This window comes from Methylovorus glucosotrophus (assembly GCF_009858335.1).
Taxonomy (GTDB): domain Bacteria; phylum Pseudomonadota; class Gammaproteobacteria; order Burkholderiales; family Methylophilaceae; genus Methylovorus; species Methylovorus glucosotrophus.
This window is the reverse complement of record NZ_VMSE01000001.1, coordinates 2,304,614-2,322,754: the sequence shown is the minus strand read 5'-3', so window position 1 is coordinate 2,322,754 and position 18,141 is coordinate 2,304,614. Positions and strand designations below refer to the sequence as shown.

The 18,141-nt window shown below is 53.0% G+C and carries 17 protein-coding genes and 1 rRNA gene; 9 read left to right on the top strand and 9 right to left on the bottom strand.

Translation table 11 applies throughout. The annotated features are described in order from the left end of the window. Positions 1-91: ribosomal RNA gene (rrf, locus tag FNL37_RS14150) — 5S ribosomal RNA — on the top strand; the annotation flags it as partial. Between the two features lie 158 nt (positions 92-249). Here the strand turns inward: rrf and glgX are convergent. Together glgX and FNL37_RS10955 are read right to left on the bottom strand one after the other, a co-directional pair. Then, a complete protein-coding gene (glgX, locus tag FNL37_RS10960; protein WP_159356122.1) occupies positions 250-2,304 on the bottom strand; it encodes a glycogen debranching protein GlgX in 2,055 nt (684 codons plus the stop codon). A gap of 376 nt (positions 2,305-2,680) precedes the next feature. Continuing rightward, complete coding sequence (locus FNL37_RS10955) at positions 2,681-3,502, bottom strand: ParA family protein (protein WP_159356121.1); 822 nt, start codon at positions 3,500-3,502, stop codon at positions 2,681-2,683. A 142-nt stretch (positions 3,503-3,644) separates the two neighbouring features. On the opposite strand from FNL37_RS10955, the gene msrA reads away from it, so the two are divergent. Beyond that, positions 3,645-4,187, top strand: a complete 543-nt coding sequence (gene msrA / locus FNL37_RS10950; RefSeq protein WP_013441477.1) for a peptide-methionine (S)-S-oxide reductase MsrA — start codon at positions 3,645-3,647, stop codon at positions 4,185-4,187. A 25-nt stretch (positions 4,188-4,212) separates the two neighbouring features. Here msrA and corA read toward each other — a convergent pair whose 3' ends face one another. Next, positions 4,213-5,292, bottom strand: a complete 1,080-nt coding sequence (gene corA / locus FNL37_RS10945; RefSeq protein WP_015829508.1) for a magnesium/cobalt transporter CorA — start codon at positions 5,290-5,292, stop codon at positions 4,213-4,215. Then, entirely contained in the window at positions 5,292-6,224 is a 933-nt protein-coding gene (gene cysK, locus FNL37_RS10940; protein WP_159356120.1) for a cysteine synthase A, read from the bottom strand. The genes corA and cysK overlap by 1 nt, the downstream gene beginning before the upstream one ends. 249 nt (positions 6,225-6,473) lie before the next feature. Here cysK and FNL37_RS10935 point away from each other — a divergent pair, with 249 nt between their 5' ends. Further along, positions 6,474-8,435, top strand: a complete 1,962-nt coding sequence (locus FNL37_RS10935; RefSeq protein ID WP_244948271.1) for a type IV pilus assembly protein FimV — start codon at positions 6,474-6,476, stop codon at positions 8,433-8,435. Between the two features lie 47 nt (positions 8,436-8,482). Here FNL37_RS10935 and FNL37_RS10930 read toward each other — a convergent pair whose 3' ends face one another. Both FNL37_RS10930 and FNL37_RS10925 read right to left on the bottom strand, forming a co-directional pair. Next, complete coding sequence (locus FNL37_RS10930; RefSeq protein WP_159356118.1) at positions 8,483-9,067, bottom strand: flavin reductase family protein; 585 nt, start codon at positions 9,065-9,067, stop codon at positions 8,483-8,485. Between the two features lie 18 nt (positions 9,068-9,085). Then, positions 9,086-10,852: a glutamine--tRNA ligase/YqeY domain fusion protein gene (locus FNL37_RS10925; RefSeq protein ID WP_159356117.1), complete on the bottom strand. Its 1,767-nt coding sequence runs from the start codon at positions 10,850-10,852 to the stop codon at positions 9,086-9,088. A gap of 87 nt (positions 10,853-10,939) precedes the next feature. Here FNL37_RS10925 and FNL37_RS10920 point away from each other — a divergent pair, with 87 nt between their 5' ends. The 4 genes from FNL37_RS10920 to FNL37_RS10905 are packed head-to-tail and all read left to right on the top strand — an operon-like array spanning position 10,940 to position 13,759. Next, a complete protein-coding gene (locus tag FNL37_RS10920) occupies positions 10,940-11,920 on the top strand; it encodes a biotin--[acetyl-CoA-carboxylase] ligase (protein ID WP_159356116.1) in 981 nt (326 codons plus the stop codon). After that, positions 11,917-12,687, top strand: coding sequence for a type III pantothenate kinase (locus tag FNL37_RS10915; protein ID WP_159356115.1), 771 nt, complete (start codon positions 11,917-11,919; stop codon positions 12,685-12,687). The genes FNL37_RS10920 and FNL37_RS10915 overlap by 4 nt, the downstream gene beginning before the upstream one ends. Then, positions 12,684-13,334 carry an SPOR domain-containing protein gene (locus tag FNL37_RS10910; protein WP_013441486.1) on the top strand — a complete coding sequence of 217 codons (651 nt, stop codon included), beginning with the start codon at positions 12,684-12,686 and terminating at the stop codon, positions 13,332-13,334. Before FNL37_RS10915 ends, FNL37_RS10910 begins: the two co-directional genes overlap by 4 nt. A gap of 8 nt (positions 13,335-13,342) precedes the next feature. Next, positions 13,343-13,759, top strand: a complete 417-nt coding sequence (locus tag FNL37_RS10905; protein WP_159356114.1) for a molecular chaperone DnaK — start codon at positions 13,343-13,345, stop codon at positions 13,757-13,759. A 43-nt stretch (positions 13,760-13,802) separates the two neighbouring features. Here the strand turns inward: FNL37_RS10905 and FNL37_RS10900 are convergent, their stop codons facing one another. Together FNL37_RS10900 and FNL37_RS10895 are read right to left on the bottom strand one after the other, a co-directional pair. After that, a complete protein-coding gene (locus FNL37_RS10900; protein WP_211371959.1) occupies positions 13,803-14,366 on the bottom strand; it encodes a hypothetical protein in 564 nt (187 codons plus the stop codon). Between the two features lie 71 nt (positions 14,367-14,437). Continuing rightward, positions 14,438-14,905 carry a hypothetical protein gene (locus FNL37_RS10895; protein ID WP_159356113.1) on the bottom strand — a complete coding sequence of 156 codons (468 nt, stop codon included), beginning with the start codon at positions 14,903-14,905 and terminating at the stop codon, positions 14,438-14,440. A 247-nt stretch (positions 14,906-15,152) separates the two neighbouring features. On the opposite strand from FNL37_RS10895, the gene FNL37_RS10890 reads away from it, so the two are divergent. After that, a complete protein-coding gene (locus tag FNL37_RS10890; RefSeq protein WP_159356112.1) occupies positions 15,153-15,716 on the top strand; it encodes a YajG family lipoprotein in 564 nt (187 codons plus the stop codon). A 7-nt stretch (positions 15,717-15,723) separates the two neighbouring features. Beyond that, positions 15,724-16,302 carry a YajG family lipoprotein gene (locus tag FNL37_RS10885; RefSeq protein ID WP_244948270.1) on the top strand — a complete coding sequence of 193 codons (579 nt, stop codon included), beginning with the start codon at positions 15,724-15,726 and terminating at the stop codon, positions 16,300-16,302. Positions 16,303-16,361: 59 nt separating this feature from the next. Here the strand turns inward: FNL37_RS10885 and lpdA are convergent, their stop codons facing one another. Further along, positions 16,362-18,140: a dihydrolipoyl dehydrogenase gene (lpdA, locus tag FNL37_RS10880; protein WP_159356111.1), complete on the bottom strand. Its 1,779-nt coding sequence runs from the start codon at positions 18,138-18,140 to the stop codon at positions 16,362-16,364. Position 18,141: the final 1 nt, after the last annotated feature.

Sequence of the window (18,141 nt, the reverse complement as noted above, 5' to 3'; positions counted from 1 at the left end):
ACCACCCCTTCCCATCTCGAACAGGGCCGTGAAACGATTCTGCGCCAATGATAGTATACTTCTCGTATGCGAAAGTAGGTCACCGCCAAGCTTCTCATTAAAAAAGCCTCTGCTGATGCAGAGGCTTTTTGCTTTTGTGGTACTTGAAATCCATTATTACTAGCACAATTACTAGCTCACTCCGGACAGTAACCATGCTGTCCGGAGCTCTTAATGTACTCAGTTCATCATGCAAACCTAGCTGTGTATCTAGCTTGCTGCAGTTTTGAACACATGAATCGAGCGTGCTGGTATTACTAATATATCCTTTTGCTTTACCTCTTTGCCTTCACCCGATGAACTCACCAGGAATTGCCATTGCTTGATTTCGCAGTCTGGGATGGTGGCTTCTATTTCAATGTGCGAGGCATTGAATATCACTAGTATGCTAGCTTGGTGCTTGTCGACAGCCATGAGTTTCACGATAAGCGATTTATTGAAGGGGTCTTCCCATTGCTCGTTGGTCATTAGCTGACCATTGACGTTGTACCACGCTACATCGGCATTCCCGTGTTTGTTCACGCCGGTTAAAAACTCTGCCCTGGATATCGCATTATTTTCACGGCGTATCTGGGCAAGTAATCCGACAAGTTCGATCAAGGTTTTGTCAGGGTTTTGCCAGTCTATCCATCCAATTTCACTATCCTGACAGTAGGTATTGTTGTTACCGCCCTGGCTGTTGTGTAGTTCATCCCCCGCTAACAGCATGGGGACGCCTTGCGAAAGAAATAATGTAATAAGGAAATTTTTCTTTTGCTGCAGACGCAACGCATTAATCTCGGCATCTTCAGTTTCACCTTCTACACCACAATTCCAGCTTCTATTGTCATTGGCACCGTCGTTATTATCTTCGCCATTTGCCTCGTTATGTTTTTCGTTATAGGAAACAAGATCGTGCAGTGTGAATCCATCATGGGCGGTCACGAAATTCACACTGGACCACGGACGGCGATGCTGGGCGTCGAACAAATCACTGGATGCAGCAAATCGGCCTGCGAATTTGGCTAAACAGCCTTCATCCCCTTTCCAGAAATCACGAGTCACATCACGATAGTCGCCATTCCATTCCGAAAATCCAGGTGGAAACTCACCTAGTTGATAACCACCCGGGCCGACATCCCATGGTTCTGCGATGAGTTTGCAGCGGGACAATATGGGATCTTGCAATATGGTATGGAAAAAAGGGTGGCGGGCTGTAAAACCAGTGTCCTCGCGGCCCAGGGTTAAGGCCAGGTCAAATCGGAACCCATCAACGCCATACACCGTTGTCCACATCCGCAGACTATCCATGACCATCTGCAGTACTTTCGGGTGCGATGTATTCAAGGCATTCCCGCACCCGGTCAGGTTGTCGTAATAGCGCGGTTCACCAGGCAGGGATCGGTAATAACTTAGATTGTCTATGCCTTTCCAGGATAAGGTAGGTCCCAGATGATTGCCTTCACATGTATGGTTGTAAACAACATCCAGAATCAACTCAATGCCGGCTTCATGCAAACGATCCACAGTCGTGGCTATTTCTTCGAGATCCCCGCTATGCAGGTAATTGGTCTCTGGGGCAAAGAAGGCCAGAGTGTTATATCCCCAATAATTTCTAAGATTACGCTCAATCAGATGCCTGTCCTGAGCAAAGGCGTGTATCGGCAACAACTCCAATGAAGTAATGCCGATGCGATGCATATGGTCAATCAAGGCAGGGTCTGAAAGGGCTGCAAAGCTTCCACGAATATCATCCGGTATGAGGGGATGCTTCATGGTCAGCCCTTTGACATGGGCCTCGTAGATAATGGTTTTGGGCCATTTGACTTGTGGTTTGTTTGATTTGGTCAGCGGCGCAGGATCCACCACGATCGCTTTGGGCATAAAGGCCGCGCTGTCGCGATCATCCATGCGGAGGTCCGCATCTTTGGATGGACTGAGCTGGTAGCCATACAGGGCATCATCCCACTGGATATCCCCGGAAAGCTTTCTCGCATAAGGATCGAGCAATAATTTGTTGCTATTGAAACGCTGCCCTTGAACAGGATCCCAAGGGCCATGAACCCGGTAACCATACAACTGGCCTGGCTGGATGTCTGGAATATAAACATACCAAACCCCGTTGGTGCATTCCGTGAGGTCTATTCGTTCAACTTCTTTGCCATCTGCGGAAAACAGGCACAAGGTCACACCTGTGGCATTATCAGAAAATAATGCAAAGTTAGTACCTTTGCCATCGTATGTTGCGCCCCGGGGAAAAGGGGATCCTTCTTTTATTGTGCGCATACTTTCCTCAAAACAGTAGGTGGATGACGAATGTTCAGTTTGGAACGTACTATCCGGATAAAGTTTATTCAGGGATTGCCGTATTAGGATTATCGACAAGCAATATAGCAACGCGATGAAGCATGGGCAGAGGCTCCGCCATGCTTGGTCATGGGGATGCTATTGCTGAGGTATAACAAGGGGGCGGGGCAATGGAAAGCAGGGTTGCAGCGAAATACGTATACCAGATACGAAGTAGAAATGGTGTGGTGGTAGACAATTTGCAGATATTCGGCCGAGACGAGACGGAAGCCCGGCTAAAACTGCAAAAAATGTACACGCACTGTGAAATTCTGGATTGTCGGGTGTTATCCGGTGGCAAAGCGCCGACTTCCAATTACGAAGATATACTGGACCTCTTGGTTAAATCCACATGAACAGCAGGATCAAGCTTTTCGCTCAGCTCAATCTTGCTGAGCTCCTGCAGTAGTGCCATATAGTCATGGGCGCCCTTCGCCTGAGGGCTGTAGCTGAAAATATCCTGTTTGGCCTGGGGGCTTTCTGCGACTGCCACATTTTCCGAAATAACTGTCTGGCATAGCTCGTGAGCGAAATATTGCCGCGCGAGCTTCTCGACTTCGAACGTCATGCTTCTCCGTCTATCGTAACAAGTCAGCAAATAACGCCGAGGCACTCGACGTTTAAGCACATTCTCCAGCGCCTTCAATGTCTTCTCTACTTTCTGGGCCCCCTGCAGAGATAAAAAATCGGAAGCAATCGGCACGATAATCAAGTCTGCTGCAAATACCGCATTCAAGGAAAGTACGCCCAGATAAGGGCAGCAATCCAGTAATATGCAGTCAAGATTGATCTTTTTTTCCAGCGCATCCAGTCCTGATCGCAGGCGATTAAGGATAGTGGGACCCTTGCCAAAAATACTATCCACCTTCACCAATTCCCGATGTCCCGGAATCAACAAGCCAGCGTCATTCCATGGCGTAGTGAGCTCATCAAGCGGTGTATTGTTCTGGTAAAAGCCAAATAAACTGCGCTGCGAACTGGGAAGGCCGTCGCTCAGGATTTCCGTGAGATGGCATTGGGGGTCCATGTCGATCAATAACGGCGATTGTTTCTGACTGAGCATGGCGGCTGCAAGATTAAGCACGGAGGTTGTTTTTCCTACGCCTCCTTTTTGATTGAATACCGCAATTCGACGCATGTAATTCCTTTTAAGGCATACAAAAGCTGAATCTGAAACCCGATCTTCGTGTAAAACAGAACTATCATACGATCAAGCCCACTAATTCGGTAGTAATTGATAGCAGCGATTTTTTCGTTTGCGATAACTGACAGGATGCGCCATGGTAAAAGAGTTGGATGTAGCAGTATTGGCGGGCGGTTGTTTCTGGTGCCTTGAGCCTGTGTTTTCACAGCTGGATGGCGTTGAGAAAGTCGTCTCCGGATACACGGGCGGGCATACATTGCAGCCGGACTACAAACAGGTGTGCCGCGGGGATACGGGGCATGCGGAAGCCATCCGTATCAGCTTCGATCCTGCGCGGATCAGCTTCTATGAATTGCTGGAAATCTTCTTTTTATCGCATGATCCGACGACGCCAAACCGGCAGGGAAATGATATTGGCACCCAGTACCGTTCGGCGATTTTCTGCCAGAATGCAGCACAGCGATCTACTGCCGAACAAATGATTGCCGAGCTCAATCAACTGCATGTGTTTGCCTCGCCTATCGTCACCGAAGTTAATGATGCCGCCGTGTTTTATGCCGCGGAAGATTACCATCAGCAATACTATGAGCAACATCAGGAGCAACCCTATTGCATGCTGGTTGCAGCCCCCAAGGTCGCTAAGATTCGCGCCAAATTCCCTGAAAAAATTCGCAACTGATAAAGCCTGGGTAGAGGAGCCAGGCCTAGTGCCGGCTCAGCCATTGGCGGCGCCAGAATAAAAGCCCCATGGAGGAAGCGACAAAGGCCATGACGCACAGCGTCCACCAGAAACCATTGGGGTTTTTAAGCCACGGCATGCTGTCAAAGTTCATGCCGAATATCCCGGTGATCAAGGTAGCCGGCATGAAGAGCATGGTGACGACCGTCAGCGCCCGCACTTCCATGTTGACCCGGTTGCTGATGCTGGACATGTAAATATCCAGCATGCTGCCTAACTGATCCCGTATCGCTTCCAGCGATTCGATCAGGTGGATGGTGTGGTCATACACATCGCGCAGGAAGACGACATTTTCCACGGCAAAAAACTTATCGTCATTACGCACCAGCTGGTTGACGGCTTCACGCAATGGCCAGATGCTGCGGCGCAATTCCATGCTCTGGCCCTTGAGCTTGTGCAGCTGGAGCAAATGCTGATTGTTGGGCGCGTGCAGCAATTGCTCCTCCAGCTCCTCGCATTCATCACCCAGTTTTTCCAGGGTGCTGAAATACTGGTCCACGGCGGCATCCAGCAAGGCATATGCAAGATAATCTGTCCCCGCCTCGCGTATGTGTACGCGGCCATTGCGCAGGCGCTCGCGCACTGGCTCGAAGCAACCGGTAGGGCGCTCCTGAAAGGTCAGTACATAGTCGCGCCCGAGGATGATGCTGATTTGTTCGGTTTGCAGCTGGTCAGATACCGAGTCGTAGGCCACATGGTGCAAGACGATATAGAGGTAATCGCCATAGCTTTCCACTTTGGGACGCTGATTGGTGTTGAGGATATCCTCCATGACCAGCGGGTGTAGTCCGAAACATTTACCTAATTCAGCGATCAGGCTGGTTTCGTGCAAACCATAGACATTCAGCCATAACTTGCAGGAGGGCGGCCGCTGGTAATGCGCGAGCTCAGCCTGGGTGAGCTGCTTTTCATGCAGGCTCTCCGCTCCATATTCCAGAATATGAATGGCGGGTTGCTGGGTTTTGATGTCCCCGATATACACCAGGGTGCCGGGGGCTGCCCCGGCTTTTTTCAGGCGCGATTTGCGATGCTTTTTACTCGCCATTACACATCCAGGTGGCTATAAAGCGGCGTCGACAAATAGCGTTCGCCAAAGGATGGAATAATCACCACAATCAGTTTGTCCTTGTTTTCCGGGCGGGCGGCCAATTGCAATGCGGCCGATACGGCTGCGCCGGAGGATATGCCGACCAGCAAGCCTTCCTCCGTTGCCATGCGGCGGGCGATGTCCATGGCATCATCATTCTTTACACGGACGATTTCATCATAAATCGCCGTATTCAAAATCTCGGGAATAAACCCTGCACCTATGCCCTGAATCGGATGCGGACCGCGAGCGCCTCCGGATAATACCGGGCTGGCATCGGGTTCTACGGCAACCACCTGTATGGCAGGGTTGCGGGCCTTCAACACCTCGCCAACACCCGTAATGGTGCCGCCGGTGCCAACGCCAGACACAAAAATATCCACCTTGCCATCGGTATCGCGCCAGATTTCCTCAGCGGTTGTGCTGCGGTGTATGGCCGGGTTGGCGGGATTGGAAAATTGCTGGGCGATCACATACCGGGAATCAGCCGCCGCCAGTTCTTCTGCCTTGCGTATGGCTCCAGGCATGCCTTCGCTACCCGGGGTCAGGATCAGTTCTGCCCCATACGCCTTCAGCAGCAGTTTGCGCTCGCGGCTCATGGTTTCCGGCATGACAAATGCACAGCGCAAGCCGCGCGCTGCACACACCATGGCGAGGCCTATGCCCGTATTGCCACTGGTTGGTTCAAGCACGATGCTGTCTGCCTTGAGTTTGCCAGCGGCCTGCAAGGCATCAATCATGGCTACGGCAATGCGGTCTTTCACGCTATGGGCTGGATTCATGTATTCCAGTTTGCAGACGATGGTAGCGGGCAGATTGGCACTGATACGATTCAAGCGTACCAGCGGGGTATTCCCTACCAGCTCAGCGGTATTGTTGGCAATGTTCATCCTGATAGCTCTCCAAAAATTAAGCGATGCACGAAGGCAAAATATAATGGCGTTATTTTATCCGCGCTCTTGCTTTAGCAGGCGCATAAATTGCATCTCCCTAGCAGATTTTCCCGGCGCGTCAAATCAGTATTGCCATTTACAGTCACTCTGGAAAGGGTTACTGTACGAACATTGGGGATGTACATATAAAAACAGATGCAACATGATGAAATTACTACCATTATTAAAAAATTCAATGATGCCAATATGCCTCCTATAAATTCCCTTGCACGCAGGTCCGGCTTCAAAGCGCTTTCGCTGATACTTCTGCTGGTATTGGTGCCTGTGCTTGCGTTTGGTGCAGGCCTGGGGCGTATCAATGTCAAATCGACGCTGGGGGAACCACTTAACGCAGACATCGAGTTGCTGGAAATGCCAGCCAAGGAAGCCGCCACGCTTGTCGCGCGTATCGGCAATAATGATGAATATCTGACAGCCGGACTGCAGGATGCCATCGTGCCACCGGGAGTCCGGGTTACCAGTGTGGCGCGGCCAGATGGCACACATGTTCTGCACGTCACCACACCAAGAGTGGTCAATGAGCCTTTTCTTGAGCTGCTTATCAAGGTGGACTCGGATAATTTGCATATGGTTCGGCAATACACGGTATTGCTCGATCCTCCCGCCAGCAAAATGGGCGATGAACCTGTCCTCGTCAATACGATCCCCGAGTTGCAAAGTCAGGGGCTGGTCGCAGAAGTACCGCCTCCATTCCCGGTAAAATCCAAATCCCGCAAATCACGCTCTGGCGGCAATGGTGCCCATGCGTTTGACACGTCCAAAGCCGCTATCCCGTTATCCGCCGATACCTATCTGACACAGCCGGGCGATATTTTTGGCAAGGTTGCCCAACAATACCAACCGGCGGGAGTACCACTGAAAAAGGTGATGGCCGCTTTGTATGCCGCCAACCCCGAAGCCTTTCTCGATGGCGATATCAATCAGCTCAAGTCTGGTCAGGTGCTCAAGATTCCCAGTCCTGAAGCGCTGGGCGGAGAGCTTCCAAACAAGGCAAAGCCTGCGGTCGTTGAGGTGCCTCCTCCTGCAGCTCCCAAGTCCGCAGATGCTCCAGCCAACCCGGAGTTTGTTTTAAAAATATCGCCCGGAGATACCTCCGATACTGCCGACAAGGATGGTCAGACTGGGGAGCCCGCTGCCGATGCAAACGCGGAAGCGAAAAGTCAGGGTGCGCAGGCCACTCCCGCGCCCGAGCCTGTTGCGCCAGCGCCTGCTGTCGCCCAGGCTGCACCCCCCGCACCCTCACTGGCAACGGTTGCCAACCAGGGGCAGCCGGGTTTCTGGGATACGGTGCTCGACCGCCTGGTATGGATAGGCCTGGGCTTGCTGCTGGGATTGGTCTCACTGGGCATGGTGTATTACCTGCACATGCGTCGATTGACCGCCATGCAGAAATGGCACGAAAGCATGGTACAAACGACCACTCCTCGCCCTCATCCGAATGATGTTGAGCCTAAAGTGGTGAGCGCGCCTCCGCCGGTAATGCCTGTTGAGCCAGCCGTAGCGGCTATTATGGCCCCTGCCATTGCGGCGGCTGTGGCAGAGGATAAGCCGGAGGCATCCTCATCGACTGCGCCGTCGCAGCCCGGCTCGGAGCAGGAGGCTGATTTTGACATCCATGAGGTGGATCCTATTGTCGAGGCAGAGATTTACATCTCCTATGGACGTGACGAGCAGGCCGAAAACATTCTGCTGAATGCACTGGAAAAAACACCGGATCGCCATGAGTTGACGCTTTGCCTGTTGAAAATTTATGCGGAACGTCAGGACGCGATTGCCTTCGATAATCTTGCATTGCGCTTGCAACAAGCTGCGGAAAATGGGGAGCCAGGTACGCTGGAACAATGGCACACTGCGGCTGTGATGGGGCATCGCCTGTCGCCGCATAACCCGCTTTATATTGTTGAGGGGCTGACGGATCAGACACCCTCTCCAGAACCAGAAGAAGACACTCTGATGTTGCCGGAGCTGGAGCCTATTGTGGAGGAGCCTCCGGTTCTTCCCGAGTTTGAACCATTAAAGCCATTGGCGGAAACCAATATTCTGGAATTCACGTTTGAAAAAATCCCGGCAGAGGGTGCCCAGAAAAAACCACAAGAGGTTGAAGAGCATGACACCCATGCCACTTTGTTTCCCTCTGAGAAAAAATAGCACCAGGCAGTGAATGAAAAAGCCGACGATGACGTCGGCTTTTTTGTTTAAGTCGCCTGAATACTCTTGCCGGGCGTGAAGAAAAATCCTCCGGCCACATGGTGCAGGGTTTTCAATGCATCATGATCGTCAAAATGCCAGCGACCATCCGAGAATACCCGCTCGTCTGCCCAGGCGGCGACTACCTCAGCGAGGTATAAATCGTAGGTATCCTGAATATGGGGCTCAGGAATCAGCTCGCATTCCAGCCATGCGACACAACCCTTGATTAACGGTGCCGGGACTTTGCTGGCAGCAAAGGTTGGCAAATCAAAAGCGGCAAACTTGGTGGCTGGTGCCTTCCCCAGCAATTCACGTCCCGAGCTCGAGCCTACCTTCACTACCAAGTCGGCTTGAGCCGCACATGGTACGTTAATGGCAAACTTGCCACTGGCCAGGATGAGTTCGCGTGTGTAGGTATTGCTGTCGATCACTATGGCCACTTTGGGTGGCTTGAAGTCCAGCGGCATGTTCCAGGCCGCTGCCATCACATTGCGTTGATCCCCATGGGCAGAGCTTACCAGCACGGTGGGCCCGTGGTTCAGCAGTCGATATGCTTGCTCCAGGCTCACCGCGACCACATTTTTCTCCATGGGGGTCAAACGGCCGGCTTATTTCTGCCAGGCATCGCGTAATGTCACGGTGCGGTTGAACACGGGTTTGCCCTCCACCGAGTCTTTTTTATCGGCGACAAAATAACCATGGCGTTCAAACTGGAAGGTGTCTTCCAGTTTGGCTTCCTTGAGGGCAGGTTCGAGTTGCGCCGTGATGACGGTGAGCGAGTTCGGATTGATGTCATCCAGGTAGTTGCGGTCGCCACTGCCTGGATGAGCCTCCTTGAACAGGCGATCATACAGCCGGACTTCGGCGGCATAGGCATGCGCGGCGGACACCCAGTGGATGTTGCCCTTGACCTTGATGCTGTCGGCGCCAGGCGTGCCGGACTTGGTATCTGGCAGGTAATCGCAGTGCACGACGGTCACATTGCCGTCGGCGTCTTTTTCAAAGCCAGTACATTTGATGACATAGCCATAACGCAGGCGCACGGTATTGTCCGGGAACAGGCGGAAATACCCCTTGCTGGGGACTTCCATGAAGTCTTCGCGCTCAATCCAGAGTTCGCGCGACAAGGGGACTGTGCGTTTGCCGAGTTCTGGTTTTTGCGGGTGGTTAGGGGCAAAGCAGTCTTCGGACTGACCTTCCGGATAATTGTCGATGACAAGCTTGATCGGGTCCAGCACGGCGATACGGCGTTCGGCAGACTCATTCAGCGTCTCGCGCATGCAGTCTTCAAGTATGGTGTACTCAATCCACGAATCGGCTTTGGAGACGCCGATGCGGTCGGCAAACAGACGGAACCCTTCGGGGGTGTAGCCGCGACGGCGTGCGCCCGCCAAGGTGGGCAGGCGAGGGTCATCCCAGCCGCTGACATGGCCGCCATCTACCAGCTCAATCAGCTTGCGCTTGGACAGCACCACATAGGTGAGGTTGAGCCGCGAGAATTCGTATTGTTTGGGCAACGGGTGTGCCAGCAGGCCACCCTCTGCCAGTTTTTCCAATACCCAGTCGTAAAACGGCCGCTGGTCTTCAAATTCCAGCGTGCAGATGGAGTGGGTAATGCCTTCCAGCGCATCCTCCAGCGGATGGGCATAGGTATACATCGGGTAGATGCACCAGGTGTCGCCCGTGTTGTGGTGCGTCGCGCGCTTGATACGGTAAATCGCCGGGTCACGCAGATTGATATTGGGGGACGCCATGTCGATCTTGGCGCGCAATACCATGCTGCCATCCGGATGCTTGCCATCACGCATCTCGCGGAAAAGGGCAAGGTTTTCTTCAGCCGGGCGGTCGCGCCAGGGGGAATTTTTGCCCGCTTCGGTCAGCGTGCCACGGTTAATCCGCATTTCTTCGGCGGATTGCTGGTCGACATAGGCATTGCCGGACGTGATCAGGTATTCCGCCGCGCGGTACATGAAATCGAAATAATTGCTGGCGTAATACAGATGGGAGTGACCAAATGCCTCCCAGCCAAAGCCCAGCCATTGCACGGAGTCCTTGATGGAGTCCACGTACTCTTGTTCTTCTTTTTCCGGGTTGGTGTCATCGAAGCGCATGTGGCATACGCCCTGATAATCCCGCGCCAGACCGAAATTCAGGCAAATGCTCTTGGCATGGCCGATATGCAGGTAACCATTGGGCTCAGGCGGAAAGCGCGTGCGGATCTTGGCCGGATCGGGCTGGCCGGTTGCCTGCGTGCTTGCATCGCCGGGTTCGCCACACCATTGGCGGCTGGCATAGGTGCCTTGCTCGATGTCGCGTTCAACGATGTGGCGAATGAAATTGGAGGCAGGTGCTACTGGGGTTTTATCGGCTGACATGGAATCTGACTAAAATGGGATTGCCGATATTTTACACCCAGCCGCCTGCTGAGTGGACACTCGTGCCTATGCTAATATAGCCCTGACATGACAAACCCGCTTACATTCCCCATTCTGCACCGCCTGGCGGATAGGGGCTTCCATTCTGGCGAGGCACTTGCTGCCCATTTCAAGGTAAGCCGATCGACGGTATGGAATGCAGTCAAACATGCAGAAACACTAGGCGTTGAAATTTTCTCGGTGCGTGGCAAAGGCTATCGTCTTTCCCAGCCGCTCAATTTATTGCGGGCCGATAAGATTTCGGCGGCGCTCGGGTCTGCCTCTAACAACGTGCATCTATTGGTGCACGATCAGCTCGATTCCACCAATCGCTGGTTGATGCAGCAGGCAGCTAACGGGGCTGCTCATCTCAGCTGTGCCGTTACCAGTCATCAAACCCAGGGGCGAGGGCGCCGTGGTCGGGTATGGCAATCCGCGCTGGGTAACAGCCTCACATTCTCTCTGCTTTGGCGCTTCGATACGGGGGCGGCAGCCTTATCTGGCTTGAGTCTGGCAGTTGGGCTGGCACTTGGGCAGGCATTTGCCGAGATGGGCGTGACCGTTGCGCTCAAGTGGCCGAATGACGTGCTGGTGGAGTACCGCAAACTTGCCGGTATCCTGATTGAGTTGCAGGGCGATATGGAGGGGCCGAGTGCTGCTGTGATTGGCGTTGGAATCAATTTGCGTTTGCCGGAGCGCATGCTGGCGCAGATTGACCAGGCGGCGATTGATCTGCAAAGCCTCAAGGATGAAGCCGTGGATGCCAATGTGGTGCTGGGCATTGTGCTGAAGCACATGCTGCAGGTGATTAGCCGCTTTGAGCAAGAGGGGTTTGCGGCGCTGGTCGCCGACTGGCAAGCCATGCATGTTTACCATCAGCAGCCCGTGCGCTTGTTGATGCCAGATGCTACCGAACGCCATGGCGTGGTCGCTGGCGTGGCGGAGGATGGCAGCTTGCGGGTGATGACCGAGGCGGGTGAGCAGCGTTTTACCTCAGGCGAAATCAGTTTGCGAAAGGGCGTGGCGTGATACTGGCAATCGATGCTGGCAATACCCGTTGCAAATGGGCCTTGTTTGATCCCAAGGCAAGCGTGGTGGCCGAGGGCAGTTGGCTAAACGAGGCGTTGGCGGATTCAGTCTTGCCCACGTGCTGGCAAGAGGCCAAGCGCATTGTCGTTTCGAATGTGGCTGGCCTGGCGGCAAGCCGACCTTTGCTCAGCCTGTTTGAACAACTGAAAGCACCAGTGCACTGGGTACATGCATCGCATGCTGCGGCTGGGGTGTTTAATGGTTATCAGCCGCCTGAGGCCCTGGGCAGTGATCGCTGGGCCGCTCTGATTGCGGCCTGGCAGCACTATCGTGAGCCTTGTCTGGTGGTAAGTGCAGGCACGGCGCTGACGGTGGACATGCTAGGTCGTCACGAACAACCGTCAGGTGGCGAATTTAAAGGGGGCACGATCAGTCCCGGTTTTCGCTTGATGCATCAGGCCCTTTTGCAGAATACCGACGGCATCCGGACTTTGCCCGGGATGTGGCGTACAGCGCCGACGAATACTGGCGATGCCTTGTATACTGGCATCTCGCATGCGATGGCGGGCAGTGTGTTATTGCAATGGCAGCAGATGAAAACCCTGTCAGGGTTGGATCCCGCTATCGTGATTCCGTGCGTGCTGACCGGTGGCGATGCGGAATTGTTAAGACAGGCATTGGTGCAAGCGCAAGCTGATATGCCCATCACAATAGATGCTTCGCTGGTATTGCGAGGCTTGTTCTATCTTGAAAGAGAATGTTTATGAAGTGGTTGGTTTCCGCGCTGATCGTTGTGAATGTATTGGTCTGGGCCTATTTCAAAACGCAGCCCTCCGGCAACGAATTGCCTGGCGTTGCTGAGCAATCGATTTCACCCGAGCGCATCAAACTTTATACCGCAGAAGAAGCCGCCAAGCTGCCGAAAAAAGCAGCGGTAGAAGCTGAGAGCACTACCAACGCATGTTACGAATGGGCGGGGTTCACCGCCAATACTGTCGCGACGGCGCGCGCTGCACTGCTCAAATTATCCATATCGCCTCAGGAGCGTGAGGATAAGGTCAGTGATACCATCCGCTACTGGGTTTACATTCCGCCCATGAAATCCCTGCAGGCAGCCCAGGCAAAAATCCAGGAACTGCAGTCATTGGGAATTACCGAAAGTGCCGTGATGCAGGATCCTTTATGGAGAAACGCGATTTCACTGGGGGTATTTACCGATGAGCAACTGGCCAACCGTCTGCTTAATGATTTGCGGAACCGCGGAGTGCGTTCTGCAACCAAGGGAATGCGGCATGCGGAAAAAGGCCTGACAACCTTGTTGCTCGGGCCGTTATCTACCGAAGTCGTGACCGAAGTCGAAAAACTGAAGCCGGAGTTTGCCGGCACTGAATTCAAGCAGGTTAATTGCCAATAGGAGGTAGTATGGGGTTTTTCAACACAGTACTGAAGTCCGTCGCAAAGAAAGCTGCGCTCGCCGCACTGGTCGTCGTAGGCAAGCAGGTGCTTACCAAAGCCATTGGCAGTGCCATTGATAAACGCAAGGCAGAGGATACCGGGGTGGGCGAGGAAACGCAGGCGCCATCCGCAGCCGCTCCCTCTGACGTGACAGTAAAAGCCAAACCAGTACGCAGGTCCCGCGCCAAGCCCAAGCCAGCGGTGGCTACGGATGAGAAGCCCGTCAAAAAGCCCGCTGCCAGTCGCAGCAAACCCAAGGATGCCAGCACAAGCACCGCGACCGCCCGCAAGCCAAGAGCACCCAGAAAACCGAAAGTCGTGGAAAGCAAAGGGGAGGCGCCAGGCACTCCGAACCAGCCAGCACAAGGGCCAGCCAGCGAGTGATGAACTTAACCCTCGCCGGAATGGCGAGGGTGGGACTACTTGACTACTTCACTTCTGCCGTTGTTTTCGGGGTAGCAACTGCTACTTCGGTAGGCGCAGTACCTGTGCTCTTGCCTGCCAAGGGTTGGTTTTCTACCTCGTCCTTGCGGTCATAAACCAGGTGCTGACCCATGACAACCTTAATCCAGGAAGGATAGCTGTAAGCGGTACCTTTGTTGTGATCAATGATCGCACCAATGCCGCCTCCAAAGAGGATATTGCCATACATCCCCCCATTGGCGCGCGAGATGACTGTGCCATCACCAGTAGGCTTGTCTTCCAGTTCGCAATGCACTTCCAGATTCTCCCCCGAGCGATGCACGCTGACGCTACCTGGTGTGTAAGTGGTCCATGTGCCCCGATCATTTTTTGCTGAACAACGTACCCCTTTTACAGGTTGATTGTCAGCAGTGAATGTTTCAATTTGGACGCTCTGATTGGCATCTTTGGTGATCGTTGCACAACCGCTGAGTAATGCTGAATACGCTAACACTCCTGTTAGCAAAGCCATGCTTTTTTTCATTATTGTCATATCCCTAAAAATAAAAGAGCCGCGATAGCGACACATTATTTTCTCATGAGCGTTCCCATAAATCATCGGAACGCATCAACAATATTTCAAATTTAGAGGATATCTGCTTAAGGGCGAATAGACGTAGATTCTGTGGTGACGAACGCAGTCGTTGCGGGAAGCTGATCTTTTTTCCGTTCTGAGCCGTATGTGAGCGATGCATCATTACCCATGACCACCCGCATGGTGATGGGGTAGTTATAACCATAGCCAGTGGCGTGATCAATCAGCGCTCCTATGGCGCCACCTGGCATCACCAGATTGCCGCGAGCGGCATCATTCGCGTGCGATGCTGAGGTAAAACGTCCGGCCTCATTGTCACCGCGTTCACGCTCGCAAATAATCCTGAGGTCGCCACTGGAACGATGAATTTGCAATTTCCCGGGGGCATAGCCGACCCACGTCCCCACATCATTGCTGGCTACACAACGCGCCTGCACGGACTGGTTGTCCTTGGTATACGCTTCCAGCATCACCGTCTGCATGCCGTCCTGTGTAAGGGTTGCGCAGGCATCGAGCGTGGCTGCCGCTAGCATTAGGACCGCATATATCAAAGCATTCCGCATGTTGCTCTATCCTCTCAGGCAGAATTTCTGTAATTCGTCATTTTTATAACGACAGAATTTAACGATTGTTTAATCGCTGCCCTCATTTTTTTTCGGGGGCCAATTCTTGAGTGTGGAAAATGGGTTTTATTCTTATGGAGATGATTGATGATCTTGCATTTATGCAGCAGAATCATTACGCCTTATAAAAGGCAATTACATAACAAAAGGGTCAATAATGAAAAAAATAATCAAATTAATGCTTGTGATAACAAGCTTGCAGCTTTCCGGATGTGCCAGTTTAGTTGCTCCCAGTTACAGTCCTAGCTATGAATCCATTGATCAGGTCAAAAAGGTAAAAGCAGTGCGACTTTCTGTTGGTACCGTGTTGCCGACAGATCCCGCAGCGAAAGTGAACACCATTTCCTTGCGCGGCTCTTCTCTTAAGGCTTCAGATGGAACATTCGCCAAATATCTGGAAAATGCCATTGTTTCCGACCTGAAGGAGATGGGGTTCTATGACAGCACGTCGTCATCACGCATCGATATTACGATTCTGAAAAACGATATTGATATTTCCGGGTTCAGCAATGGCAACGGGATGCTGGAGGCCGCAGTCAAGGTGACGCGTAATAATGTGGTTAGTCTTGACAAAACATATACGGCGACAACGCAGTTTGACTCTTCATTTGCTGGAGCTGTCGCGATTCCCAAAGGGCAGAGTGAGTATCCCAATTTAGTGAGAGCGTTTTTGACTCAGCTATATAGTGACTCGGCGTTTGTCGAAGCTATCAAGCAGTAACGGAGGCATGAACATGATCAGAATATGCCTTTTGATACTCATGAGTTTCCTGGCTGCTTGTGCCCATCCTATTAATGTAAGCCCACTGTCTGCCCCGAAACGGGATGAGGCACACCTTGTGAACAAGCACGTTGCTTATGTCATGACAGACGAACTTCGAAACAAGGTAGTGACGAGCAGTGGTGGCGGTGGGGACAATGTAAGCTATACGCCATACAAAGATGTCGAGAAAGCCATACGCGACGCCTTGCGAGCAGTCTATACAGAGGTATCTGTTATCAAAGCCGCTGCAGATGCCAAGGCTTATTCTGCAGAGCCGATAGCATTGGTCTTTACGCCTGAAATCTCAACGTCATCCAGTTCAGATTCAATGCTGACGTGGCCACCTACCCGTTTTTTCATCAACCTAGAGTGCGTGGCAACGAATGCTAATGGGGAAGAAGTCTCAAGGTTGCGAATAAGTGGTAACGGCTCTGCGGAGTTTTCAGAGTTCAAGGCCGACTTCGGTCTTGCAGGTAGGCGGGCATCAACGGATTTGGCAAACAAATTGGTAAAAGAAATTCTAGCCACCCCATCTTTGCAATAACGTCTCTGGGGAAAATAAAAACGGCGCATAAGCGCCGTTTTTATTGTTTCAAATATTGATTAGCGTTTTTTCGGTGGCAGCATATCCGTGATCGTGCCTTCCTTCAGTTCTGCGGCAAAGCAGATGGTTTCAGACAAGGTCGGGTGCGCATGGATGGTGAGACCCAGATCATGCGCATCGGCGCCCATCTCAATGGCCAGCACGGCTTCTGCCAGCAATTCACCGGCATTTACCCCGACGATACCCGCACCAATGACGCGATGGGTTTCCTTGTCGAAAATCAGCTTGGTAGCACCTTCGGTACGTGCGATGGACAATGCACGGCCGCTGGCGGCCCACGGGAAGGAGGCCTTTTCGATTTCGATGCCTTTGGCCTTGGCTTCGGTTTCGGTCATGCCTGCCCATGCGACTTCAGGGTCGGTGTAGGCGACAGATGGAATGACCAGTGCCTGGAACTCGACCTTGTGACCGGCAATGACTTCGGCGGCAACTTTGGCTTCGTGCGTGGCTTTGTGCGCCAGCATGGGTTGTCCGACGATATCGCCGATGGCGAAGATGTGCGGCACATTGGTACGCATCTGCTTGTCGACCGCAATAAAACCACGATCATCTACCGCAACACCGGCATTCTCGGCGCCAATGTTCTTGCCATTGGGGCGGCGGCCAATCGAAACCAGTACGCGGTCATAGACCTGGGCTTCTTTCGGTGCATTTTCGCCTTCAAAGCTGACATGAATGCCATCTTTTTTGGCATCAATCTTGGCAACCTTGGTTGACAGCATGATGCTTTCAAAGCGCTTTTCCATGCGTTTCTGCAATGGGCGGATCAGGTCGCGGTCGCAACCGGGGATCAGGCCATCCATGAATTCGACCACGCTGACTTTACTGCCCAGCGCGTCATAAACCGTGCCCATTTCCAGGCCGATAATCCCGCCGCCAATGACCAGCAGACGCTTGGGGATATCCGTCAGCGCGAGGGCGCCAGTGGAGTCCATGATGCGTTCGTCATCCGGCGCACCGGGGAATTTGGTGGCTTGCGAGCCAGCCGCGATAATCGCGTTCTGGAATCCGACCGTCGTTACCTTGCCATCGGCTGCCGTGACGGCAATCTGATGTGAGCTGGTGAATTTGCCTACACCCTGCACCACCGTTACGCCACGTTGCTTGGCCATGGCGGCCAGACCACCTGTCAGCTTGCCAACGACATCGTTGGCTTTCCAGTTACGCAGTGTGTCGAGATCTACCTTGGGCGCGCTGAAGCTCACGCCGTGATGGCTGGTTTCTTCGGCTTCGGTAATGACCTTGGCCGTGTGTAAGAGTGCCTTGGACGGGATGCAGCCTACATTCAGGCAAACACCGCCCAGGGTGGAGTAGCGCTCGATCAGCACTACCTTCTTGCCCAGATCAGCAGCGCGGAAGGCCGCGGTATAGCCGCCAGGGCCAGAGCCGAGTACGACCACTTCTGTATCAATATCATTGTTGCCACTGGGCGCTGCTGCCACGGGGGCAGGAGCGGCTGGCGCGGCAGCTTGGGTCGGTGCAGGCGCTGCGGCAGCAGGGGCAGGGGCACTGGCGGCGACGGGCGCTGCTTCGGCAGCAGATGCTTCCACCAGCAGAATCAACGAGCCCTTGGCGACTTTGTCACCGACCTTGATCTTGACTTCCTTGACGGTGCCGGCGTGGGAGGATGGAATATCCATGGAGGCCTTGTCGGACTCCAGGGTGACCAGTGCATCTTCCTTGGCGATAACATCGCCCACCTTTACCAATACTTCAATGACATCGACGCTATCGAAATTGCCGATGTCTGGGACGAAAACTTCTGTTAACTGACTCATG